The following is a 24095-nucleotide window of genomic DNA, read 5'->3' as shown; positions in this document are numbered from 1 at the left end:
ATCTTTATTAAAAGTTTTTAAAGAAATTAAACATATAACTATTTGCCCCAGGATTTTTATCTCCTAGACTTGCATTAGATATATGATTGTAGGAAAAACCTAATTCACTTGTTTTTGACAGATCAAGTGAAATTTGTAACTCACTTTTAAATTCAATTAAATGGCCTAAGTCTTTACCATCTCCCTCGTGATATATTCCTGGTGTAAAGCTAGGAGTTAAATTTAATGCCCCTAATTTATATTGAGCTTGAACACCTGTATAAATATATCCTGCATTATCAGCTGTAATTAAAAATCCAGTTATAGGAGAAAGATTTCCTAAAAAAGTATCTCTATTTAAATTTTCATTCTGATGTTGAAAACCAATTAAAGTTGATTTTTTTCCATCATCACTAAAATCAAACATTCCTGTGTAAACACTAAATTCTGTATTTTGATCTTTTAAAACTTTTTCCTCTGCAATTGAAGAAAATGCGAATGTAATCATTAACAGACTTATTAAAAATTTTTTTAATTTCATCACTAATTAATTTATTTTTTAACTATAAAGCTTTTATAGATTATTGCACCTCCGATTAAAAATATCAATATCGGCAATAACCAAAGAATATATGTATTTTTATTTAAACCAGGATCGTAAAGTATCCATTCTCCATATTTACTTTTAAAATATTCATAAATTTGATCTTCAGAAAGACCTTCTTGAAGCTTTTTATCAACTACAATTTTTAAACTGTTTGCAAATTCAGAGTCTGAATCGTAGACCGATTGACCTTGACATATAAGACATCGTAAATTTTTAGTTATTTTATTTCTTTTGTCGTTTTCCTCAGCATTAACACTGCTTAAAGTGAACAATATTATAACAATTAAAAAAAATTTAAGAAATTTCATTTTATCAATAAATTAATTTCATCAACTAATTCTTGGTTAATAGGTCCAATATATTTTTTAATAATTTCATTATTATAAATTAAAAATGATTCAGGAACCCCATATGCTCCCCACTCAATTGCAATTGTGCCATCTAAATCAATAAAGATTTCTTTATAAGGGTTTCCTAGTTCTTTTAAAAAATTTTCCGCATTTTTTAAATTATCTTTATAATTCATCCCGATAATATTTAATTTATTCTCTAAATTTAAATTCATCAAAAAAGGATGCTCTTGTCGACATGGTACACACCAGGATGACCAAATATTTAATAAATAAAACTTATCTAACTCAAAGATACTTGATGATTTTACATTTTCTCCAGAAAAAAATTCTTTAGTATTAAATACTGGTATCTCTTTTTTAGTATTAACATCTGGAATATATATTTTTGAATCTTCTAGACCTTTGTAAAAAATAAAAAATATTATTCCAAAAATAATAATAACTGAAAAAGATAATATTTTATTTTTCATGATTTTTTTTGTAAAAAACTGACAATGCCCCCAAAAGATATTAGAATTACTGATAACCAGATCCATAGCATAAATGGTTTAACTTGGTATCTTACGTTGAAAAAATCTTGATTTTGAACCAGATTAATTACAATAAATTTATCTGACATAAGTGTTGTTTTAATATCAGCTTCACTTGTAGCAATGACAGGTTGATTATAAATTCTCAGCTCTGGCGAAAATCTATCCTCTTCACCATTTGAATTACTTATTGAAAAATTTGCAATAATAGCATTATAATTTTTTTCTTTTTTCTGATCAACACTTTCAAAAACTATCTTAGTTTTCGAATTTTCAAAAGTTTCACCAACCTTAAGATTTGTTATAATTTCGCTTGCAAATAAATTATTAAATAAAATACTTAAGATTAATAAACTAAATCCAAAATGAGCAATGTTTTGTGAAATATTTTTATATGTTTTTGAAAAAAAATCTCTCAACGTCATAAAGAATAAATAAAGTGCACTCGATATCAAAATTGTATTTATTAAAATATTTTGATTAAAATTTTTTAATACTAAAAATGCTAATAAAATTGAGATAATCAAAAAAGAAATTAAATAAATCTTATCTTCTAGTTGAGATTTGATCCATTTTAATTTTGGACCTATCGCCATCATAAGTAAAAATGGAATTAAAAATGGAATTATCAATTTATGATAAAATGGTGGTCCGACAGATATCTTTTGAGAAGAAATTACATCTAAAAAAATTGGATAAACGGTACCTATTAATACAACTGATAAAAAATACATCATAAACCAGTTATTAATTAATATTGAAGTTTCTTTGCTGAACCAAAAAAAACTATAAGATTTTGTGTCATTATCTTTATGAAAAAAGAAAAAAATTAAAATAGATAAAAAAATCAAAATGAATAGAAAAACAAGAATAAATAAACCTCTTTCGGGATCATTAGCAAATGTATGAACTGAATTTAATATTCCCGATCTTACTAAAAATGTTCCACACATGCTCAATGTAAATGTTGTAATAGAAAGAATTATTACCCATGAAGTTAAAATAGATTTTTTTTCTAATACTAAAATACAATGCAAAAGAGTGGTTAATGCAAGCCACGGCATTAGAGAAACATTCTCAACTGGATCCCAAAACCAAAAACCTCCCCAGCCCAATTCGTAATAAGCCCAAATTGATCCAAGCAGTATTCCCATAGTCAAAAATATCCATGAAATTAAAATCCAATTTTTTATATGGGATGCCCAACTAGTAGAAATAATTTTTAAACTTGTTGCTGCCAAAACAGATGAAAAAATAATTGAAGAACCAACATAACCTAAATATAAAACAGGTGGATGAATCGCTAAAGCAGGGTCTTGTAAAATTGGGTTTAATCCAAGACCTTCAGTAGGTATTGGAAAAATATAATTAAATGGATTTGATGTTTTGATTAAAAATAAAAAGAAACCAACTATTATTATTTGTTGAAAAACTAGAGTTAAAATTTTGTATTTTACTGGTTGATTTTTTGTCCTTATTAAAAATAAGAAAATAAATAAAGTTAAAACAAGTAACCATAATAATAAACTACCTTCATGATTCCCCCAAGTTCCACTTATTTTATAAAATAATGGTTTGGTAGTGTGAGAATTATTAAATACTGTTTCATTACTAAAATCCGAAATAACAAAAGAAAAAATCAAACTCAAAAAACTAATAACAACAAAAAATAATTGTAAAAATGTAAATGATAATATTTTGATATCTAATATATCTGAGTTGTTAAAATTTTTATATGAAAAATAAAATAATGATAATCCAATAATTAATCCTATTACTAATGAATAATATCCAATAAGACTATAGATCAATTTATTTTTCTCCTAATGCTTCTTTTACTTCCGGTGGCATATAATTTTCATCATGCTTAGCTAAAATTTTTGTTGCAGAGAAAAAGTTTCTATCTTTCAAAAAACCTTCTGCAACAACCCCTTTTCCTTCAGCAAATAAATTTGGTACTGCTCCTGAGTAAGTAACATTTATTTCATTTTTAAAGTCTGTAATTATAAAATTAACTTCATTTGAACTTATGGAAATAGAGTCTTTTTTAACCATTCCTCCAACTCTCATTTTACTTTTATCTATTTCAGAAAGTGATTTTATTTCAGAAGGAGATTGAAAATATACAACATTTTCCTCTAATGATTTTAAAATCAAAAATGTTGTTAGGATTAAAGTAATTAAGATTATTACTACAAACAGAAATCTTAATTTAACTTTTCGACCATACATGGTTTAAAAGTTAATTATTTGTTACGTTTGCTAAAATTTCTTTATTTATTCTTTGTGATTTTGCAGAATTAGCTTGCTCAGCAGTAAGTGATCCAAATTTAGCAACAAATTTGTTTTGTTCTTTAACAAATTGCATTTTAGTTACCAAATATAAACCTAGGAAACTTAATAAGGTAAAGCTAAAAGCAGATAACACGTACACCGCATATCCATTCATAAAAAGTAATTCATTTATCATAATCTATCTAAGCCTTTATTTTTAATTTTTATCAGTTCTGTATTATATTTCATTAAGAAAATTAACAATGAAAAAAGAGCAAATGCCGCAGTCATTATCAATAATGGGTAAAGCATTGATGAATGAATTGAGCTTTTTGACAAAATATTAATAGATGCAGGTTGATGGAGTGTGTTCCACCAATCGACTGAGTACTTTATAATTGGAACATTAATAATTCCTAAAATAGTTATAAAAGTTGAAATCTTATAGACTTTTTCTTCCTTATCATAAATTCTCCATACAATTAAATACATTGCATAGAACAAAGCTAATATTAACATTGAAGTAATTCTTGCATCCCAAGCCCACCATGTTCCCCAAGTTGGTTTTCCCCAAACTGATCCTGTAACTAAAGCTATAATATTAAAAACAAATCCCGAAGGAGCTAAACTTTTAGAAATTAAAAAAAAGTTTTTGTTTCTAAATACAAAACCACAAATAGATAACAAAGTTATAGAAGAAAATATTCCAAGTGAAATCCAAGCGGCAGGAACGTGAACATACATAATCCTAACTGCATCACTTTGTTTGTAATCTTCAGGAGATATAACTAATGCTTCAACTAAACCAACACTTAATACAACAATAAACAAAAATAAAACGTACTTAGGTGCTTTTGAAGTGATTTTGAAAATCTTGTTAGGTTCAAAAAGTTTAAACATATTTTAATTTAGAATTTTTTTTGGTGATTTCTATTATGAAATAGTTTTCTGATCAAGAATGCAGAGGGGAGATAATAAGATTGAAATTAACTTTTAACACTCTTGACCAGAAGATACTAAAAATATAGCTAATTTGTATGGCCTAGATTTGAGCTAAATGTGGTTGAATGATGGTTGCCTTAATTAGAAAGCTTGAAATAACTAGACCCTTTTTTTCCCGAAAAAATCTCTTCAATTAAAGGGTGTTTTATTGGTTCATCAGAGTCATCCATCAGCAAGTTTTGCTCAGAAACATAAGCTTCATAAGTTATCTCATCATTTTCTGCTAATAGGTGATAAAATGGTTGATCTTTTCTTGGTCTCACATTTTTTGGAATAGATTGATACCATTCTTCAGAATTATTAAATTCAAAATCAACATCATAAATTACACCTCTAAATTCAAAGTGTTTATGCTTTACGATGTCTCCAATTGAAAATTTAGCTTTTTGAACTGGCATTGATCTTAGTATGGGTATTTAGAAATAAAAATCAATGCTAAAAATATAAATGTTTTGTGATGTGGCAAATATGTTAATATCTTTTTGGTGAATAAAACTTTTTTAAAATTTGTTACTGATTTCGGTCCTTTAGCAATATTTTTTTTCTATTATTACAATAGTGGTAAAAATTTATCAGTAGCAATACCTCCACTGATAGTTGCAACTTTAGTTGCATTAGCAGTAGTTTGGTTCTTTGAAAAAAAAATTCCTCCAATGCCTTTAGTAAGTGGAATTTTAATAACTTTTTTTGGTGGATTAACAATCTACTTTAATGATCCTATATTTATTTATGTAAAACCAACTATCATTAATATTATGTTTGCTCTTGCATTATTTTTTGGGAAATATTTTACCAATGAACCTATTCTAAAAAAAATTATGGGTAAATCTATTCCTCTTACTGATTTTGGGTGGGAAATTCTAAATAAACGATGGATGTATTTTTTCTTTGGTCTTGCTTTATTAAATGAAATTGTTTGGAGAACTCAAACAGAAGAATTTTGGGTTAATTTTAAAGTGTGGGGAATGCTTCCAATAACAATAATTTTTACAGGATTTCAAATCCCTTTAATTAATAAACATAAGATTGATGCGTAGTAATTTAAAATTAGTAGTAAATAATCCTCTTAATAAAATAGAAGAAAAACATTTTTTTGAAAAAGATGAGCTAAAAATTATATTAGACTTATATGCTAAGATGGTTTCTGAAGGTTCTTGGAAAGATTACGGTTTAAGTATTTCAAGTAAACAAGTGGGTTTTAGTGTTTTTAGAAATGCTACCGAAAATGCTCTTTATAAAATTTGCAAAAATTTTAAACCTAGAAATAAAAATCTTAAATACTTGATTACTGATACAAGTGGTAAAATATTAAAAAATTCTCACGATCTTAGAATTTTATTAAAAAATACTAACTGGAAGAAACTTCAAAAATAAAATTATCTTCTTTGCCCAAATAATCTTAACAACATTATAAATAGATTGATAAAATCTAGATATAAAGTTAAAGCGCCCATTACAGCTTTCTTGCCCATTAACTCACCTGAGTCTGAGGCAACATACATATTTTTGATTTTTTGAGTGTCATAAGCTGTTAAACCAACAAATATTAAAACACCTAGAATTGAAATCACAAAATACATCATAGAAGATTTCATAAAGATATTAACAATTGAAGCTATAATTATTCCAATTAGACCCATCATTAAAAAAGATCCAAACTTTGTAAGATCTCTTTTAGTTGTATATCCATAGATACTCATCGCTCCAAATGTTGCAGATGTAATGAAGAAAACTCTTGTCACACTCATTCCAGTGTAAACTAATAAGATTGAAGATAAAGATAGACCCATTAAAGCTGCGAAAACCCAAAACGTTGTTTGTGCTTTTGATGCACTCATCTTATTAATTCCAAAACTCATGTAAAAAACGATACCTAGAGGAGCTAACATTACAAGCCACTTAAGACCTGATAAATAAATTGCATTCCCCATCTGCGTTAAACCAACGATTGAACCCGCATCGTTAGTAACAACAGACATTTTGAAAGTTAATAATGCTACTATGCCAGTTAGCAATATACCTGTTGCCATGTAATTATAAACTTTTAGCATGTAGGCTCTTAAGCCTTCATCCATTACAGCAGCTGTTTGTTGTGCTGCTTTTGCTCTATTTAGTATTCCGTTTTTATCAAATTTCATAATAAGTAATATATATATTCTTTTACTAATTATTCAAGATACCTTAAAAGATTAACAAAATTTTAACTTAATATTTCAAATGAATTACAAAAATTTAGGTAATACCAATATTAAAGTAAGTACAATTTGTCTCGGTACTATGACGTGGGGAGAGCAAAATACTGAGCTTGAAGCATTTGAACAAATGGATTTTGCTTTAGATCAAGGAGTAAACTTTTGGGACACAGCAGAATTATATGCAGTACCTCCGAGAAAAGAAACCTACGGTGATACAGAAGAAATTATTGGGAACTGGTTTGAAAAAACAAAGAAAAGAGACAAAGTCATTCTTGCAACAAAAGTTGCTGGCCCAGCAAGAGATTATTTAAGAAGTGGAGAAAATAGTTTTAGAGGTCCAAATTTAGAATCTGCTATAAATGACAGTCTTAAAAGACTTAAAACTGATTACATAGATTTATATCAACTTCATTGGCCAGAAAGAAATGTAAATAATTTTGGAAGACTTGGTTATGTTCATAAAGAAAACGAATGGAATAAATTTGAAGACGTTCTTGCAGAATTAAATAAATATATTGATCAGGGAAAAATAAGATATGTTGGTTTGTCAAATGAAACCCCGTGGGGAGTTTTAAATTATCTCCAATTATCTAAAGACAAAAAATTACCAAGAATGATGTCAATTCAAAATCCTTATAGCTTATTAAACAGATCTTACGAAGTTGGATTAGCTGAAGTTTCTATACGAGAAAATATTGGCTGCTTGGCTTACTCTCCACTTGCGAGTGGATATTTAAGTGGAAAATATAGAAATAAAAATTTTCCTAAAGGATCAAGAATGGAGAGAGATTTTGATTTCTGGACAAGGTATAGAAAGCCAAATACAGAGGATGCCGTTGAGCACTATTATAAAATTAGTGAAAAATTTAATCTAGATATGAGTCAAATGTCTATTAAATTTTGTGAAATACAAGACTTTATGACTAGTGTAATAATTGGAGCAACTACAATGGAGCAGTTGAAAACAAATATAGAAAGTGTAAATGTAAACTTATCTGATGATGTCATTAAAGAAATTAACCACATACAAACAATTTATCCAAATCCATGTCCATAATTAAAAAAATTATAATATTGTTAGGAATATTTTTTATAAGTGGTGTTGCTCAAGTTTCAGCTCAGGAAATTAAAAAAATTGGTAAATATAAAGATTGGGAGGCAATGGTCGTTATGGATACTGACGGTAAAGTATGCTTTGCGCAATCTTTACCTATTTTACAAGCACCCAAAACTAATAAAAGAGATGCAAAATTATTTGTAGCATTTAGACCAAACGACAATATAAAAAATGAAGTAAGTGTTACCCCGGGTTATGAATTCAACAAAAATAATTCCGTAACAGCTGCTTCAGGAAAAAACAAATTTAAATTTGATATTAAAGAACAAGGTTTTGCATGGATTGCTGACAATAAGATTGAACTAAAAATGATCAAACAAATGAGAAAAGGATCTAGAATTATGATTACAGGATACAATCAACAAGGTTCTCAAACAATTGATCATTACTCATTGCTAGGATTTACTAAAGCTTATAACGCTTCAAGAAAAGCTTGTAGTTAATTCAATGAAATCAAAAAAGAAAATTGTTCTAGCTTATTCTGGAGGACTCGACACCTCTATAATTTTAAAATGGCTTCAAGAAAATTATGATGCAGATGTAATTTGTTATACAGCAGATGTAGGTCAGGAAATTGATAGAAAAAAAATTATAACTAATGCAAAAAAATTTGGTGTTAAAAATATAATTATTAAAGACTTAAAAGATATTTTTGTTAAGGACTACGTTTATCCTATGATCAGAGGACATGCGATCTATGAGGGTGTTTATTTATTAGGGACATCAATAGCAAGACCTCTAATTGCAAAAGATCAAATAAGAGTAGCTAAAAAATTTAAGGCTTATGCAGTTTCACATGGAGCAACTGGTAAAGGCAATGACCAAGTTAGGTTTGAATTAGGTTATCATTATTTTGGTCCTAAAATTAAAATCATAGCTCCGTGGAGAATTTGGAAACTAAAATCTAGAACAGACTTAATTAATTATGCAAAGAAACATGGCATAGCTATTCCTAAAGATAAAAAAGGTGCACCTCCTTTTTCTGTGGATGACAATTTATTTCATACGTCAACTGAAGGTAAGGTTTTAGAAAATCCAAAAAATTCTGCACCAGAATTTATTTTTCAACGAACAGTTTCTCCAGAAAAGGCGCCTAACAAACCGTCGTTTGTTACTATCAATTTTAAAAATGGTAATCCTTTTGGAATTAACGGAAAAAAAATTTCTCCAGCTAAATTATTAACAAAGTTAAATGACCTAGCAGGTAAAAATGGAATTGGAAGAGTTGACTTGGTAGAGAATAGATTTTTAGGTATCAAATCTAGAGGTGTATATGAGACACCTGGTGGAACCCTTTTAATTAATGCTCATCGAGCAATTGAGTCTGTTACTTTAGATAAAGAAACTATGCATAAAAAAGATCAAGTAATGTCTAGATATGCTGAATTAATTTATAATGGTTATTGGTATTCAAAAGAAAGATTTAAACTTCAAAAAATTGTAGATCTAAAAAGAAGTAAAGTTAATGGCTCAGTTAAGCTTAAATTGTATAAAGGAAATATTACAATTCAATCAAGAGTTACTAATAGCAGTGCTTATTCAATGAAGAAGGTTTCATTTGAAGAAAATAAGTCATTTAATAAATCTAATGTTGAAAGATTTATCAATTTTCACAAAAAAAAGCTTCGTTCATAGGTAGGTTTAGGACAAATTAACATTTGTTTAAATCACCAAAAATTATATCCTTATCATATGGAATCAATAAAGAACTGGATGAAAGATGCTGCAAATATTTTATTTGATGATAGTAAAAATGATCTGCGTGCACTCCCTAAAACAGTTAGACTTCAAATTTTATTAGTTTTAAGTTTTATTTGGACCACAGTTTTTAGTTTATATATTTTTTCGTACACAACTTTTGCATTTGGATGGGCTGGACTTTTTTTAGCTCATATTGGTTTAATATTTGCTGTCTACATGACCTTTAAACAATTTCATAAAGCAGAAGCAAAATCAGCTAGTGTTTTTCAAACAAAAAATTTTGATCCTTTTAAAATTATGGTCATCGTATTTGTAATAGTATTTATATTTGTATTTTCAAAAGGAATTGAAGTTTTAACTAGCCCAAATCCAAACTCTTATTCAATTCCATATGATGGTCCGTTAAAATCTGCAATTGAAAAATGGCTACCATTTAGTAAAGATAAATAATGGACAAGATAGCAAAAAACTTACAATTAGCTTTAATGGTTATTATCTTAATCAGTACGGTTATTGCTGTTGGGATTGAAATTAAAAACATGTTCACTAACCAATCAGTTACGCTAGCAGATTTATTATTGATGTTTCTATATTTAGAAGTTCTAGCAATGGTAAGAGTTTTTTGGAGCCAACAATCTATAAGTATTACCCTTCCACTTCTTATTGCAATTACCGCACTAGCGCGATTTATTATTTTGCAAGGTAAAGAAATGGATCCTACTGCACTTGTTTATGAAGCGGTTGCAATTTTATTAATCGCTGGAGCAATTGTTGTTTTAAGATTAAGACATAGTGACAAATTGGGTCTAAAGAAAAAAAAATCAAAATAATTTAAAATGATATTTGAAGCTTCAAGGGCTAAGGCCTTAAATCTATTAAATAATTTTGTTGAGAATAATCTTGCAGAGTATTCAAAATTAAGAAATTTTGATTTTGGACCTGAAAACAGATCCAATATATCTTGTTTATCACCATACATAACTCATGGAATAATTAATGAAAAAGAAGTCATTCAGAAAGCGCTGAGTAAATTTTCTTTTTCAAAAAATGAAAAATTTATTCAAGAAGTTCTATGGCGAACTTATTGGAAAGGCTGGTTGGAACTAAGACCAAATGTTTGGACAGATTATCTTGCTGAATTAAATCAAATAAAAAATGAATTTCAAAATAATCAAAATTATCTTTCTGCAACTGATGGGAAAACAGATATTGAGTGCTTTAATGCTTGGGTTAATGAACTTAAAGATAACAATTATTTGCATAATCACACAAGAATGTGGTTTGCTAGTATTTGGATTTTTACTCTAGAATTACCTTGGCAGTTAGGAGCAGAATTTTTCATGCAACATCTTTATGATGGGGATGCTGCATCAAACACTCTTGGATGGCGATGGGTTGCAGGTGTTCAAACACAAGGCAAACACTACCTTGCTAGTGAATGGAATATTAAAAAATTCACTAACAATAGATTTGAAAATATAAAATTAAATGAAAATGCACCTCCAAAAATTTCAGAAAAATCTTATCAAATAATAAAACAAAGTTTTACAAACCCACAAAATATTGAGAATAAAAATCTTTTAATTTTTGAAAATAATCTCTCATTTGAAATCACTGATTTCAAAGATAACAGCTTTAAAAAAATTTACTTAGTTTCTAACAAAAATGAAAATAGATCCATAAAGCTCAGTGAAAAATTAGTGAAATTTAAATCTCAGTTAATAGAAGATCAAGGACAAAGATTAAAAGATCAATCTATTGATTACCAGATTGTAGATATTGGTGAATTAACAAATATTGAAAATTGTTATGGTTTGTATCCAACAGTAGGTGAAAATTTAGATTTTTTAAATTCAAATAACTTAAAGATAAATTTTTTATATAGAAATCTTGATCAATTAGCTTGGCAATACTGTAATAAAGGATTTTTTAATTTTAAAAATTATATTCCCAAAATAGTTTCGACTTTTAACTAAAACCAACGAACCATCCCGATAATTCCAGCTGTTGCATAAAAAAATTGTAATAACAAAATTCCTTTATGACCACCTCTATAAGCCCAAATTCCAATTAAAATAGCTGATAAAAGCAATAGACAAAAACCAAAAAATTCTATTCCTATATTTAAAGCAACAAACAAAGAATATAATATTGCAGTTATAACCCCTGCCCATTCAAAGATTTTATTATTCATAAAAGTTTTTTAAAATTATTATAAAGGATTGTAGAATAGTTATTCATATCTTTCATGTTATCTTTTGCAGATTGATCAAACCTTTCTAATGCACCATTGCCAAGCTGATCTTCCAAAGCTTTTTTGTATTCCGGTACACATCCCCACTCATTGACTGTGGTATCTTTTATTTCTATATGAAATTGAATTCCATAAGCATGGTTTTGATATTTAAAAATTTGATACTTGGTGATTGGGGAAGAAGCTAATAAAGTTATATCTTTATTATTTTCAATACCTTGAACCTCATAAGAGTGCCATTGTAAACTTTTAATCGTATTAGGAAATTTTGAAAATAATTTATCTTCATCTTTTTCATTAGAGAAATTAATATCCATAATCCCTATTTCTGCTGGTTTGGATTTAACCACTTTTCCACCAACTACTTCTCCTAAAAGCTGACAACCTAAACAAAAACCTAAATAGGGTTTTTTTAAATTCACAACAAATTCTTTAATTCTTTTCTTTTCTTCTATTAACCAAGGATATTCTTGTTCCATATAGGTATCCATTGGACCTCCCATGCAAAACATTCCATCAAATTTACTTAAATCGTTTGGTATTTTTTCACCTTCATCTAACTCTATGGTAGTTAAGTTAAACCCATCAGCTAACATTAAATCTTTAATATAACCTGGGTCTTCTATTTTAATATGCTGTAGTGCTATTATATTCACTAAGCTTAGCTTAGCTTAGAACACTTCTTGGAACAATATTTTACTTTATCCCAATTCAACTTCCATTTTTTTCTCCAAGTAAATGGTCTTTTGCAAACTGGACAAATTTTTGTTGGTAAATTTTCTTTTTTCATCAAATTGTATTTAGTTTTATAAATTTATCAGCTTCTGATAAAATTAATTTTTTTCTTTCAGATTTCATTTTGTCAAATATCCTCACCATCATCGACAAACGAGGATTTTTTAAAAAAAATTTTCTATTTCGATCAATGAACCTCCAGTACAAACCATCCATCGTGTTACACCAATCACCTTTCTTAAAGTCCATCATTTTCATAAAATATACAGATCCACAAATATAAGGTTTGGTCGCAAAAATTCCTCCATCACTAAATAATCCCATTCCATAAACATTAGGAACCATCACCCAATCTGAGGAGTCTACAAACATCTCCATGAACCATTTGTAAACAATTGTTGGCTTAATTTCACAAAGGTTCATAATGTTTGATAAGATCATTAACCTTTCAATGTGATGTGACCAACCATGATTAACGGCATTTTTAATTGCATAATCCAAAGGTGGAAGACCAGTGGTTCCATCGTACCAAGAATTTTTCATTTTTCTATTTTGTTTAAAAAAATTTCCAGTTTCCATTTCTTGAGAATAGGACTGATAAATTCCACGCATAAATTCTCGCCAACCAATCACCTGGCGAATGTAGCCCTCTAAAGAATTCATTCTAATTTTATTTTTTTTATAAAAATCTAAAATTTTTTGGATAACAAATTCAGGAGTAATTAAACCTAAATTTATATAGGGACTTAATGCACTGTGAAATAGAATATTATCTTTTTGATCAACTGCATCCTCATAATCACCAAATAAGTTTGATTTTTCTTTTATAAAAAAATTTAAAAGTTTAACTACGTCTTCGTATTCTGTTGCAAACCAAAAATTATTTGTACTCCCTGGGTGATTTTTAAATTCCTTTTCAATGATAGGCTTTAATTTTTTTGTATGGCTGGTTTCATTGATTTTTGGAAATTTAGGAATTGAAATATTTTTAGGTAATTTATTTCTGTTATCTTCATCAAAGCTCCATTTACCTCCGATCGGATTACCATCTGAACCCATCAATATTCCAGATTTTTTTCTAACATCTTTGTAGAAAGTTGCCATAAAAGGTTTTTTTGATTTTGATAAATAATTTTTAAATTCAGCTCTTGAATTTAAAAACATGGGAGTTTGGATAACATTCCAGTGTATTTTTTCTTTTTTTAAAAATTGTGAAATTTTTTTTTCAAAAAATTTATCCTCTACTTCAAAACTAGAAATTTCATTTACTTTTTTTTGTGTAATTATTTTTTTTAATTTTTTTAAATAATCTTCATTAAATTCTTTATCTTCGATTTTAAAGTAATCTAATTTAAATTTGTTTTTTCTTAATCGGTCTGAATAAGAACGCATAGAAGATAGAAATAATAAAATTTTTTGTTTATGATGCTTTTCATAAGTGCATAAACCCTTATCTTCAGCCATAAAAAATAGGTGGTCTTTTTTGAAGCGGTCTAGGTATTTTGTTGGAAATAATTGATTACCAAGTATAAAAAATAACTTCATAGTTAAATATAACTAATAAAATTTTTTATGTCAGAAAAATATGTAATTTTTGGTGCGACAGGTTCTATTGGGTCAAGTTTAGCAGAACAATTAAAAAACTCTGGAAACGATATTCATTTAGTTGGAAGAAATGAAAGTGAACTTAGCTCTGTCTCTGAAAAACTTGGATGCTCACATACAGTTGCAGATGTTTTAGAGGATGGGTTTATAGAAAAAGTTAAATCAGATATTTCTGAAATTAAAGGCCTAGCTTATTGTGTTGGTTCAATTGATTTAAAACCATTGAGAATGGTAAATGAACAAGACTTTCAGAAATGTATGAAGCTTAATCTTTATTCTGCTGTAGAAGCAATTAAAGGATATCAGGAAAGTTTAAAAAAAAATAAAGGTTCAATAGTGTTATTTTCAACTGTTGCTGCTCAAAGAGGTTTTACCAATCATGCAATCATAGCATCAGCAAAAGCAGCTGTTGAGGGATTGACGGTTTCTCTTGCAGCAGAATTCGCTCCAAACATAAGAGTAAATTGTGTGGCACCAAGTTTAACAAAATCTAAAATAGCAGAACCAATGTTAAAAAATACTGCTATAGCTGAAGGTATTGCAAAAGCACATCCCCTTAAAAGATTGGGAGAAGGTAAAGACTCCGCTGCTCTTGCTAAATTCTTACTAACAGAAGACAGTTCTTGGGTTACAGGCCAAATAATTGCTGTAGATGGTGGTAGATCTAAACTTTCATAAAGTGATCAAATATTTTTTATCGATATTTTTCCTTTTATTATTTTCATCGAAAAGTTTTTCTGAAAATTTTACTTTTAAAAAATTGGCAGATTTAAGTGACCCATGGGGATCATCTTTTATAAGTAATGAAGAGCTTATTATCACTGAAAAAACTGGAAAAATAAAAATAGTAAATATTATTTCTCAGGAAGTTTATGAAGTTGAACATGACTTAAATTATTTTGTACACGGACAAGGAGGTTTATTAGATATTATTTACCAAGATAATCACTTATGGATTTCTTATTCAGAAAATAGAGGGAATTGGAAAACAAGCACCTCGATTGCAAAAGCTAAATTAAATAAAAAAAATTTAAATTTCGAAAATATATTTCAAGCTGAACCACCAATAGAATCTGGTTATCATTTCGGTTCAAGACTGGCTATAAAAGACAATTATCTTTTTGCATCTGCTGGTGAAAGAGGTGGTGGTATGATTGCTCAAGATCCAACAAACCATCCTGGAAGTATTATCAGAATTTATTTAGACGGTAGTATTCCAGAAGATAACCCTAAGTTTGAAGGAAAATCAAATTGGTTACCAGAAATTTATCAAATTGGTGTTCGTAATCCGCAAGGTCTAACCTATTCCTCTTTTGATGGAAAAATTTATGCAAGCAACCATGGTGCAAAAGGTGGTGATTGGTTTGGTGAAGTAAAAAAGGGAGAGAATTATGGTTGGAAAGTTTTAGGTTGGGGTGGAACAAATTATTCAGGGTCAAAAATTGGACCTAAATGGAAACCAGGTTTTACGAAGGCAATCCAATACTGGGTGCCTTCAATAGCTGCAAGTGCCATAACTATTTATAAGGGAAATGAATTTAAAGAGTGGAACGGTGAGGCGCTAATTACTTCTTTAAAAGATAAATCAATGAGAAAATTAAAATTTCAAAATTTATCCAAGATAGAAGAAAAAATTATTTTCAAAGATAAAATTGGAAGAATAAGAGATATACAAGTTCACCCTGTTAATGGAAAAATATATTTTCTTGCAGGAAATAGCTTATGGTTAATGGAGAAAAAAAAATAATATGAAAGAAAGACCTTATCATCATTTGCCTGATGGCACTTTCAGAAATCCAAAAGGATCTCCAGTAATAATATCTAAGTCAAGAAAATTTTCTTATAGAACTTTTAGTAAATTGAGAAAAAAAGTTGATTTATCTTATCCAAAAGAACATGTTATTGAAAAACAAAAAGTATTAGCTGATTTAGAAAAATATAAAGATAATGATTATATTGCTTGGATAGGTCACGCGACATATCTTATAAAATTAGGTAGAACTACAATTATAACAGATCCTGTATTTTCAAAGAACGCTGGACCACTAATCTTTGGTCCAAAAAGATTTACTGATCCTGCAATAAAATTAAATGAGATACCTAAAACGGATATATTTTTACTTACTCATAATCATTATGATCATCAGGACATGTCAACAATTAGAAATTTTCCTTTCAAGAGTGCAAAAGTATTGACGCCATTAAACCTCGGTAAATATTTCAAAGGATATAAAGATGTAAATGAAATGGATTGGTATGATCAAATAATTATAAATGAGGATTTGAAAATTTCTTTACTTCCTGCAGTTCATTGGTCAAAGAGAAGTTTAACAGACACTAATAAAACTTTGTGGGGTAATTTTTTAATAGAACATAAAAATAAAAAAATTTTATTTGCATGTGACACTGGATATGGGGAAATCTACAAAGAACTAGGTGAAAAATATGGTCCTATAGATCTGACAATGATTAATATTGGGGCTTATAATTTCAAACCAATGTTTGATAAAACTATATATCATACTACGCCAGAGGAAGCCCTGAATGTTGCACAAGACCTAAAAAGTAAAAAAGTATTAGGAATGCATTGGGGAACATTTGTTTTGTCATTAGAGCCGATTATGGAACCCCCAATTAGATTTAAAGATAGTGCTGAAAAATATGGATTTGATAAAGAAGATGCAATTATTTTTAAAATTGGAGAAGTTAGTCCTCTAGATAAATTGTTATAGAGTTAAATACTTAATTGCAAAAAATATAGTCCCTATAGAAGCAAATGTAGAAACAAAAATTGCTTTAATTATATTTTCGGGACTTACATTATAAGCGGCACATAAAACTATAGAAGTAACTCCGCAAGGTGCAACACTCACAAAGAAAGCACCTGGTATTTCAGCTGGCAATCCTGCATTAAAAAACACTAATCCAATTAACAATAAAATTATCGGGGAAATAACTAATTTTAAAACTGAAATAGATACGGATAATTTGTTAATTACATTTTTAGTATAAAATGAAAGAGTTATACCAATTGCAAACAATCCAACTGGCGAAACACATGCTGCAAGTTTAGACAAAGTGTATTCGATCGGAGTTTGATCAATATTAAAATTTAATAATAAAAATAATAGACCTATAATTATTGAAAGAATAAATGGGTTTAAAAATAAATTTTTAATAAAATTAAATAAATTTACGTTTTTTTTTGTAGATAATTCGAGGAAAAAAGCGATTACAGATAATAAAATTATCCCATCCATTAATATAATACTTGCAACTTGTGTAATTACATTTTGTTGAAAATAAATTTCTGTTATTGGCAAAAGCAAAGTCACGTGGTTTGATAATGCAACTGTTAAAGCCCAAATAATTGACTCTGGGATTGATCTTTTAAAATATTTTGAAGTAATTAAGTAGGCGATAATTCCACATATCGATTGCATAATTAAATAAGAGAAAATTTGTTTGAAATCCACTTGTCCAATTTCATTTTGTGCTATTAGCTTAATTATCAACGCTGGGACTGCAATATAGAACAAGAAAAGATTTAAAATTTTAGCATGACTAAGGTCTAAGACTTTCAACTTACCAAATACAAACCCTAAAAAAGTAATAAATATAAATGGAGTAAGTCCTAAAAAAATTGTGAACATAAATTATTTAATTGTTATTCTATGCATAATTCTATTTCCCTTGAAGGGTGTTGCCTGATGAAGCATAGATCTGTTATCCCATATAGCCAATTGATTTTTTTCCCAAGGCAATGAAAACTGAAACTTCTTCTTAATTTGATGGTTAAATAAAAATTTTTTTAACTTTTCTTGATTTTTTATCTTTGAACTAAAACCAACAAAATGTCCTGGGCTACAATAAATCGAATAATTTGTGCCGATTTTTCTAATTATTTTATGTGAAGATTTAAGTTCTTTAATATTTTTTCCTTTTTCTTTAACTCTTTCTTTTGTTGTAACAGAAATTGGACCCTCAGAGGAATATTTAGCTTTAATATTTTTAAATTTTCTTTTTATTGAATTTGGTAATTCTTTATAAGCAAGGTATTGAGAACAAAATTCTGTGTTGGCCTTTCCTTTTTTTGGTACAAGTTTTGAAAGCAACATTGTAAATCTTGGTGGCTTTTTTGTATAAATTGAGTCGGTATGAAATTGCTCACCAAAACTTGGTCCTTTATCAGTTGATTTTCTTTGCACTACAGTAATTTGGGGAAATTTTTTATTTAAACCTTTCAATCTTGGATAGTTGGCTAATTTTCCAAAATACTTTGCAAACTTTATATAAAGTTTAGAAGTTAATTTTTGTTTTTTAAAATATAACATTCCATATTTATTAAGTGCTTTTTTAATTTTAAAAATATCTTTATTTGAAATTTCTTTTAAATTTATATTTATTTCTGCGCCAATATTTTTTTTATTTGGTATTATTTTTAGCATTTTTTAAAAAAAATTTTTTTAAGTGATTTATCGTTTGTTTTGGACTTTCCTCCGGAATGAAATGATCTGAATTAATTTCTGCTCCATAAACTTTTTTGTTTGTGTATTTTTGCCAAATTTTAACTGATTTAAATTGCGTTCCAACAACTCCTCTTTTTCCCCACAAAACTTGTATTGGAATATTTAATTTTTTTTTCCGATCTTTTTTATCGTGCTTTAAATCTATAGTAGCCGCAGCCCTATAATCTTCACAGGTTGCATGAATTCTTTTTTTTTGTTTAAAGGCTCTAAAATACTCTTCCTCAACTCTTCCAACCGCAAGTTTGGATGACCTGTTAAAACGGCTTTTTAACCATCTTTTAGGATCTGACATTATCATTTTCTCTGGAAGAGGTGCTGGCTGTATTAAATAAAACCAATGAAAATAGCCTTTTGCAAATTTCATATCTGTATGCTCGTACATATCGAGAGTTGGACAAATATCTAATACACTTAAAGCCATAATTTTATTTCTATAATCTCTTGCCATTCGGTGAGCTACTCTCCCACCCCTATCATGACCTGCAACACAAAACTTTTTAAATTTCAGTTTACTCATTAGCTGAACCATATCTTTGGCCATTTCTCTTTTAGAATAATTTTTATGATTAATTCCACCAGGTAAAACAAAACTATCTCCATACCCTCTTAGATCAGCAACAACTACAGTAAAATATTTACTAAGCTCTGGGGCAGTTTTGTGCCACATTACATGGGTTTGAGGGTATCCATGAAGTAGCAATAAGGGAGGACCGTTCCCTTTAAATCTACAAAAAATTTTCCCTTTATTTACTTTTACAAATTTTTTTTTAAATCCGCTGAACATGATTAAACTATTAATTATTTAATAGTTTATTTTTTGCCTTTTCGAACTCTTCTTGGGTTAAAACTCCACTTTTGTGTAGTTCGTTTAATTTTGTAATTTCGCTGCTAAGATCATTACTACTTGATGAAGAAACTTGAGTTTCATTTTCTTCTTCTTTTTCTTCTGGTTTGGCTGGTTTGTTTTCAACTTTTGCTTTGAAACCTTTCATTATAGCTGTGCCACCTAAGTAAAATACAAAACCTAGTATTGGTACAGCAAGTGCAAAAAAAATTACTTTTTCCATATTAATCCTCGTCCTCGTCCTCTTCTTCGTTTCTCCAACCTTTTCTGTACATTAAATACCCTGCTAGGATAACAGAAAAAACTCCTGCAATCATACCATAATCAAAACCAACTTGTTTACCATATAAATACCACCCTAATTGGGTCGCACCAATTGGTATTGCAGTTAACAAAATCATTATTATTGCAATCCTGTATTCATATTTCGGCTTTTTCATAAGTTAAGCTTATCAAATACAATAAAAATTAAATTGATTTAAATAACCTTGAGACAATTAAACTTATAAGAAAAAGTGTTTATTTTTGTGATCTTTTAAAACACTCAATAGTATTTTTTAATAAACAAGCAATTGTCATTGGACCTACACCGCCAGGAACTGGAGTAAGTGCTTTTGCATTTTTTGAAACTTCATCAAAATGAACATCACCAACTATGCCGTTATCAGTTTTATTAATGCCAACGTCAATAACAATAGCATCTTTCTTTACCCAGTCTCCTCTAACAAGTTCGGGTATACCTACAGCTGCAACAATTATATCTGCCTCTAAACATTCAGCTTTTAAATCTTTAGTTTTTGAATGTGTTATAGTTACAGTACAATTTTCTTTTAAAAGAAGTTGTGTCATTGGTTTACCATTTAAATTTGATCTACCCACAACTACAGCTTTTTTGCCGCTTAAATTAGGTTCAATTTTTTTTATTAATAAATAACAACCAAGTGGCGTACAAGGTATAGAACTTTCATAACCAGATGAAAGATTGCCTACATTCATTGGATGAAATCCATCCACATCTTTTGAAGGATCAATAGCTTCAATAACTTTCTGTTTATCAACATGCTTAGGTAAAGGAAGTTGAACTAAAATTCCTGAAACAGTTTCATCACTGTTAAGTTCTTTAATTTTTTCTAGAACCGTCTTTTCTTCAACTGAGTCTGGATATTTAATAACCTCAGATTTTAATCCTACCTCATTTGCTGATTTCTCTTTGTTTCTCACATAAATCTGACTAGGTGTTAAATCACCAATAAGTATAACTGTTAAACCTGGTACTTTATTATGTTTTGATTTTAACCCTGCGACTTCTTCCTTTAACTCTGCTCTTAATTCTGCGGCTGCTTTTTTTCCATCAATTAAAATCATATTTCTTTTCTAAAAAATCATTGGTGCAATGTACAGCTTCATACACATTTCGATAAACCAAATCAATAAAAGAAGAATGATTGGAGAAATATCTAGAGAACCTAAATTTGGCAAAAAACGTCTTATTTTATTCAAGAAAGGTTCAGTTAATTTATAACTCAACTCTAAAATTGCATAAACAAATCTATTTTGAGTATTAAGAACGTTAAATGCAATTAGCCAACTTACAATAACATTGGCAATCACTACGTAAGAATACAATTTTAAAATTTGTAAAACTAAATAAAAAATAGCTATCATTTTTTCTCGACGTAAATCGACTGACTTGGGAAAGCAAATGAAGCACCATTTTTTTCAACAATTTCTTTAATCGCAATTGCTAACCTTTCTTTAACATCTAGCCAATTATTCCAACTTCCTGATTTTGTAAAACACCTAACATACATATCTATCGAACTATCAGAAAATTTATCAACTCTTACCGCAACTCCAATTGAAGTATTATAATCTTCACTTGAGTTAATGTGATTTTCTATTTCATCTCTAATCTTTTTCAATTGATCTACTGTCGTGTCGTATTGAAGTGTAATAATCCAACTAATCAACCAATTAGAAGTTTCACTTACGTTAACTACTGCATTTTCTGCAAACTGAAAATTTGGGATAATTGCAAGAGACTTATCAAACTTTCTAATCGTTGTTGATCTAAATCCAATCTTTTCTACTATACCTTCAATAATTCCTTCAACTGTAATCCAGTCTCCAATTTTAAATCTCTTTTCAACTAATACTAAAATTCCTGAAATTAAATTTTTAAATAAATCTTGTGCACCTAATGCAACAGCAACACCAAACAATCCAAGACCTGCAATAATTGGACCTATTTTAATTCCCCACAATTCTAAAACGGCAGCTAAACCTAAAATAAAAATTAAAATTTTTAATGATTTAATTATCCAACCAATAAGTTCTCTTGTTAATAATTTATCTAAACCACTAAGTATGTATGAGATGGGTTCTATGATTTGATGAATTACCCAAAAAATTAAGATAGTAATCAAAGTTCTATTAATTGTATCTACTACTTCTCTTCCTTCTATTGAGAAAGTCATGTAGTAGCTTGCAATAAAAAATCCTAATACAATAGGTAAAAATCTTGCTGGGCCTACAAGTGATTGAACAAAAGTATCATCTAACTTATTAGTTGTTCTTTTCGAGATGATTTCTAATTTTTTAATAACTAATTTGCTTATTAGACCTCTAAAAATTAAGAATAGTAAAAATATTCCAATACCAATTAAGATTTGAAAAATATCAACACCAAGAATTCCTTTATTCCATACTGATAAAAATATCTCAGAAAAATTATTAATTAATTCCATTTTTTAAATTTTATATAACAAAAACTCTTCTTCTCCAGGATTAAAAAGAAAAATCTTTTTCCATTTGATTTCGTTCAATATTGACGAGGTTTTTTCGCCTATACACATCAAATTTGTATTCATCCATAAATTTTCGGTTTGGTAAATCTTTATGAAATTTAAGAAACTTGATGCACTATTTTGGGAGTAAACATAGACTATCTCGGGCATATTTAATTTTAATTCATTAACAAATTTCTCATCAAATTTTTGGTTATGATCTATTCTATAATTAATAATTCTTTTTACGCTAAAACCTTCACTTAATAACTGTTGATCTAAATTAACTGATATTGTTTCACCACTAACGTAAAGTAATTCTTTATTTTTAGAATCATAACTTTGTATTATTAACTCTTTTAAGTTTGCAACATTTCCTTCAGCCGCGATTGTATTTTGAAAACCAATACTTCTTGCTTTATTTTCTGTGGCGTTACCTACACAAAAGCATTTAATATTTTTATCTAATCTTTCTGTGTTTAAGAATTTTACTGCATTTGCACTAGTAAAAACAATTCCACCATATTCAGAAAAGTTAATTTCCTCATAATTAACTTTTTCAATTCTTATTAATGGAAGATGAGAGACCTGATGTCCTAACGATTGAAATTTCAATATCATTTCTGAACAATCTTCCAATGGTCTAGTTAATAAAATATGCATACTATCTTTTATATGAATTGTTTGATTTTGTTTTTAATAGTATCCCAACTTCTGTACCAAGTTCTCTAAATTCATTCACATTACCAACTTTTTTTTCATAAAACCTTTGTTTGCCATCTAAAGAAAAAAGTTCAGCCTCCACAATAATCTTATCTCCATCAACCACCGAATGAACTCCGATTGCTGTTTCACAATCTCCATCTAAAACTTTTAAAATATTTCTTTCAAGGTGAGCTCTTTTATGTGTTTCCTCATGGTTAATTTTATTTAAAATAGAAATTGTCTCGTCATCATTCTCTCTGCACTGTAGAGCAATTACACCTTGTCCTGCGCTAGGAATTATTTCTTCTGCAGAAAAAATTTCAGAGATTTCATTTTCAAATTTTAAAAATTTAATACCTGCATAAGATAATATAATTGCATCATACATTCCTTCATTTAATTTTCTAATTCTAGTATCTACATTTCCTCTAATTAATTTGCAGTTTAAATCTTGTCTAATTTTTTTTATTTGAAATTCTCTTCTATATGATGAGGTTCCAACAATTGACTTTTCATCTAAGTCTTTAAGTTTCTTTTTATCCTTTGTTATTAAAATTTCTCTAGGGTCATTTCTTTCAAGAAAAGAATCTGTCCTTAATCCTTCTGTCTCGTTAGCGGGCATATCTTTTAGCGCATGAACTGCAATATCAATATTTTTTAACTGAAGTTCTTTTTCAATATTGCTTGAAAACAAACCTTTACCACCAACCTCAGATAATCTTATATTCTGCACCTCATCACCTTTGGTTGTGATTGATTTAATTAAAATATCATCATTGTCTAGATTGGTATTTTCAATAATTTTATCTTTAGCTTGTTGAGCATAAAGTAAGGCAAGCTTACTACCTCTAGATCCAATTATTATTTTTTTATTCATAA

Annotated in this window: 34 protein-coding genes; 11 read left to right on the top strand and 23 right to left on the bottom strand. The window is 28.5% G+C overall.

Annotated elements, in window-relative coordinates; genetic code table 11:
- Positions 1-7: 7 nt before the first annotated feature.
- From DT059_RS03130 to hspQ, 8 genes are all read right to left on the bottom strand, one after another.
- On the bottom strand, positions 8-487 hold the full coding sequence (locus tag DT059_RS03130) for an acyloxyacyl hydrolase (RefSeq protein WP_240704621.1): 480 nt from the start codon (positions 485-487) through the stop codon (positions 8-10).
- A gap of 44 nt (positions 488-531) precedes the next feature.
- A complete protein-coding gene (locus tag DT059_RS03125; RefSeq protein ID WP_145596688.1) occupies positions 532-894 on the bottom strand; it encodes a cytochrome c-type biogenesis protein in 363 nt (120 codons plus the stop codon).
- Positions 891-1409, bottom strand: a complete 519-nt coding sequence (locus DT059_RS03120) for a DsbE family thiol:disulfide interchange protein (protein WP_145596686.1) — start codon at positions 1407-1409, stop codon at positions 891-893. Before DT059_RS03120 ends, DT059_RS03125 begins: the two co-directional genes overlap by 4 nt.
- Positions 1406-3280, bottom strand: a complete 1875-nt coding sequence (locus tag DT059_RS03115; protein WP_145596684.1) for a heme lyase CcmF/NrfE family subunit — start codon at positions 3278-3280, stop codon at positions 1406-1408. Before DT059_RS03115 ends, DT059_RS03120 begins: the two co-directional genes overlap by 4 nt.
- 1 nt (position 3281) lies before the next feature.
- The gene (ccmE, locus tag DT059_RS03110; protein WP_145596682.1) at positions 3282-3701 is read right to left on the bottom strand and encodes a cytochrome c maturation protein CcmE; all 420 of its coding nucleotides are present in this window, start codon (positions 3699-3701) and stop codon (positions 3282-3284) included.
- A gap of 10 nt (positions 3702-3711) precedes the next feature.
- Entirely contained in the window at positions 3712-3939 is a 228-nt protein-coding gene (locus tag DT059_RS03105) for a heme exporter protein CcmD (RefSeq protein ID WP_145596681.1), read from the bottom strand.
- A complete protein-coding gene (gene ccmC / locus DT059_RS03100; protein WP_145596679.1) occupies positions 3936-4643 on the bottom strand; it encodes a heme ABC transporter permease CcmC in 708 nt (235 codons plus the stop codon). The genes DT059_RS03105 and ccmC overlap by 4 nt, the downstream gene beginning before the upstream one ends.
- 179 nt (positions 4644-4822) lie before the next feature.
- Positions 4823-5143 carry a heat shock protein HspQ gene (hspQ, locus tag DT059_RS03095; protein ID WP_023854596.1) on the bottom strand — a complete coding sequence of 107 codons (321 nt, stop codon included), beginning with the start codon at positions 5141-5143 and terminating at the stop codon, positions 4823-4825.
- A gap of 87 nt (positions 5144-5230) precedes the next feature.
- Here hspQ and DT059_RS03090 point away from each other — a divergent pair, with 87 nt between their 5' ends.
- Together DT059_RS03090 and DT059_RS03085 are read left to right on the top strand one after the other, a co-directional pair.
- Positions 5231-5782: a septation protein A gene (locus DT059_RS03090; protein WP_145596677.1), complete on the top strand. Its 552-nt coding sequence runs from the start codon at positions 5231-5233 to the stop codon at positions 5780-5782.
- Positions 5775-6119, top strand: coding sequence for a DUF2794 domain-containing protein (locus tag DT059_RS03085; protein ID WP_145596676.1), 345 nt, complete (start codon positions 5775-5777; stop codon positions 6117-6119). The genes DT059_RS03090 and DT059_RS03085 overlap by 8 nt, the downstream gene beginning before the upstream one ends.
- A 2-nt stretch (positions 6120-6121) precedes the next feature.
- Here the strand turns inward: DT059_RS03085 and DT059_RS03080 are convergent, their stop codons facing one another.
- Positions 6122-6883 (bottom strand): Bax inhibitor-1/YccA family protein, encoded by a 762-nt coding sequence (locus tag DT059_RS03080; RefSeq protein WP_145596674.1) that lies wholly within the window; start codon positions 6881-6883, stop codon positions 6122-6124.
- A 79-nt stretch (positions 6884-6962) separates the two neighbouring features.
- On the opposite strand from DT059_RS03080, the gene DT059_RS03075 reads away from it, so the two are divergent.
- Genes DT059_RS03075 through DT059_RS03050 form a run of 6 tightly spaced genes read left to right on the top strand, consistent with a single transcriptional unit; the run spans position 6963 to position 11734 of the window.
- Complete coding sequence (locus DT059_RS03075) at positions 6963-7997, top strand: aldo/keto reductase (RefSeq protein ID WP_145596672.1); 1035 nt, start codon at positions 6963-6965, stop codon at positions 7995-7997.
- On the top strand, positions 7988-8500 hold the full coding sequence (locus DT059_RS03070; RefSeq protein WP_145596670.1) for an invasion associated locus B family protein: 513 nt from the start codon (positions 7988-7990) through the stop codon (positions 8498-8500). The genes DT059_RS03075 and DT059_RS03070 overlap by 10 nt, the downstream gene beginning before the upstream one ends.
- Positions 8501-8504: 4 nt before the next feature.
- Positions 8505-9692, top strand: a complete 1188-nt coding sequence (locus tag DT059_RS03065; RefSeq protein WP_145596668.1) for an argininosuccinate synthase — start codon at positions 8505-8507, stop codon at positions 9690-9692.
- Positions 9693-9749: 57 nt separating this feature from the next.
- Positions 9750-10208 carry a hypothetical protein gene (locus tag DT059_RS03060; protein WP_145596666.1) on the top strand — a complete coding sequence of 153 codons (459 nt, stop codon included), beginning with the start codon at positions 9750-9752 and terminating at the stop codon, positions 10206-10208.
- Positions 10208-10588: a phosphate-starvation-inducible PsiE family protein gene (locus DT059_RS03055; RefSeq protein ID WP_023854588.1), complete on the top strand. Its 381-nt coding sequence runs from the start codon at positions 10208-10210 to the stop codon at positions 10586-10588. Before DT059_RS03060 ends, DT059_RS03055 begins: the two co-directional genes overlap by 1 nt.
- Before the next feature lie 6 nt (positions 10589-10594).
- Entirely contained in the window at positions 10595-11734 is a 1140-nt protein-coding gene (locus tag DT059_RS03050) for an FAD-binding domain-containing protein (RefSeq protein ID WP_145596664.1), read from the top strand.
- Here the strand turns inward: DT059_RS03050 and DT059_RS03045 are convergent.
- From DT059_RS03045 to DT059_RS03030, 4 genes are read right to left on the bottom strand one after another with little or no spacing between them, the layout of a single operon-like run.
- Entirely contained in the window at positions 11731-11952 is a 222-nt protein-coding gene (locus DT059_RS03045; RefSeq protein ID WP_023854586.1) for a hypothetical protein, read from the bottom strand. The two genes, DT059_RS03050 and DT059_RS03045, sit on opposite strands and share 4 nt — an antisense overlap.
- The gene (locus tag DT059_RS03040; RefSeq protein WP_145596662.1) at positions 11949-12668 is read right to left on the bottom strand and encodes a type 1 glutamine amidotransferase; all 720 of its coding nucleotides are present in this window, start codon (positions 12666-12668) and stop codon (positions 11949-11951) included. The genes DT059_RS03045 and DT059_RS03040 overlap by 4 nt, the downstream gene beginning before the upstream one ends.
- A gap of 5 nt (positions 12669-12673) precedes the next feature.
- A complete protein-coding gene (locus DT059_RS03035; RefSeq protein WP_145596660.1) occupies positions 12674-12802 on the bottom strand; it encodes a DUF2256 domain-containing protein in 129 nt (42 codons plus the stop codon).
- Entirely contained in the window at positions 12802-14292 is a 1491-nt protein-coding gene (locus tag DT059_RS03030; RefSeq protein WP_145596658.1) for a cryptochrome/photolyase family protein, read from the bottom strand. Before DT059_RS03030 ends, DT059_RS03035 begins: the two co-directional genes overlap by 1 nt.
- Before the next feature lie 27 nt (positions 14293-14319).
- Here DT059_RS03030 and DT059_RS03025 point away from each other — a divergent pair, with 27 nt between their 5' ends.
- The 3 genes from DT059_RS03025 to DT059_RS03015 are packed head-to-tail and all read left to right on the top strand — an operon-like array spanning position 14320 to position 17084.
- A complete protein-coding gene (locus DT059_RS03025; protein ID WP_145596656.1) occupies positions 14320-15030 on the top strand; it encodes an SDR family NAD(P)-dependent oxidoreductase in 711 nt (236 codons plus the stop codon).
- On the top strand, positions 15005-16099 hold the full coding sequence (locus DT059_RS03020; RefSeq protein WP_145596654.1) for a PQQ-dependent sugar dehydrogenase: 1095 nt from the start codon (positions 15005-15007) through the stop codon (positions 16097-16099). The genes DT059_RS03025 and DT059_RS03020 overlap by 26 nt, the downstream gene beginning before the upstream one ends.
- 1 nt (position 16100) lies before the next feature.
- Positions 16101-17084 carry an MBL fold metallo-hydrolase gene (locus DT059_RS03015; RefSeq protein ID WP_145596653.1) on the top strand — a complete coding sequence of 328 codons (984 nt, stop codon included), beginning with the start codon at positions 16101-16103 and terminating at the stop codon, positions 17082-17084.
- On the opposite strand, the gene DT059_RS03010 is transcribed toward DT059_RS03015, so the two are convergent.
- The 10 genes from DT059_RS03010 to hemC form a co-directional block, all read right to left on the bottom strand.
- On the bottom strand, positions 17079-18005 hold the full coding sequence (locus DT059_RS03010; RefSeq protein WP_023854578.1) for an AEC family transporter: 927 nt from the start codon (positions 18003-18005) through the stop codon (positions 17079-17081). The genes DT059_RS03015 and DT059_RS03010 overlap by 6 nt on opposite strands.
- Before the next feature lie 3 nt (positions 18006-18008).
- Complete coding sequence (locus DT059_RS03005) at positions 18009-18800, bottom strand: TauD/TfdA dioxygenase family protein (RefSeq protein ID WP_145596651.1); 792 nt, start codon at positions 18798-18800, stop codon at positions 18009-18011.
- Positions 18778-19665, bottom strand: coding sequence for an alpha/beta hydrolase (locus DT059_RS03000; RefSeq protein ID WP_145596649.1), 888 nt, complete (start codon positions 19663-19665; stop codon positions 18778-18780). The genes DT059_RS03005 and DT059_RS03000 overlap by 23 nt, the downstream gene beginning before the upstream one ends.
- 10 nt (positions 19666-19675) lie before the next feature.
- Positions 19676-19948: an SHOCT domain-containing protein gene (locus DT059_RS02995; RefSeq protein ID WP_023854575.1), complete on the bottom strand. Its 273-nt coding sequence runs from the start codon at positions 19946-19948 to the stop codon at positions 19676-19678.
- Between the two features lies 1 nt (position 19949).
- Entirely contained in the window at positions 19950-20165 is a 216-nt protein-coding gene (locus DT059_RS02990; protein ID WP_023854574.1) for a hypothetical protein, read from the bottom strand.
- A gap of 79 nt (positions 20166-20244) precedes the next feature.
- Entirely contained in the window at positions 20245-21090 is an 846-nt protein-coding gene (locus tag DT059_RS02985) for a bifunctional 5,10-methylenetetrahydrofolate dehydrogenase/5,10-methenyltetrahydrofolate cyclohydrolase (protein ID WP_145596647.1), read from the bottom strand.
- Positions 21091-21099: 9 nt separating this feature from the next.
- A complete protein-coding gene (locus tag DT059_RS02980) occupies positions 21100-21390 on the bottom strand; it encodes a YggT family protein (RefSeq protein ID WP_023854572.1) in 291 nt (96 codons plus the stop codon).
- Positions 21387-22472 (bottom strand): mechanosensitive ion channel family protein, encoded by a 1086-nt coding sequence (locus DT059_RS02975; protein ID WP_145596645.1) that lies wholly within the window; start codon positions 22470-22472, stop codon positions 21387-21389. Before DT059_RS02975 ends, DT059_RS02980 begins: the two co-directional genes overlap by 4 nt.
- A gap of 3 nt (positions 22473-22475) precedes the next feature.
- Complete coding sequence (locus tag DT059_RS02970) at positions 22476-23174, bottom strand: uroporphyrinogen-III synthase (RefSeq protein WP_145596644.1); 699 nt, start codon at positions 23172-23174, stop codon at positions 22476-22478.
- 1 nt (position 23175) lies between these two features.
- A complete protein-coding gene (hemC, locus tag DT059_RS02965; protein ID WP_145596642.1) occupies positions 23176-24093 on the bottom strand; it encodes a hydroxymethylbilane synthase in 918 nt (305 codons plus the stop codon).
- Between the last annotated feature and the right edge of the window lie 2 nt (positions 24094-24095).

Origin of the sequence: Candidatus Pelagibacter sp. FZCC0015 (assembly GCF_007833635.1) — a bacterium.
GTDB lineage: Bacteria > Pseudomonadota > Alphaproteobacteria > Pelagibacterales > Pelagibacteraceae > Pelagibacter.
This window is presented reverse-complemented; position numbering and strand designations above follow the sequence as displayed.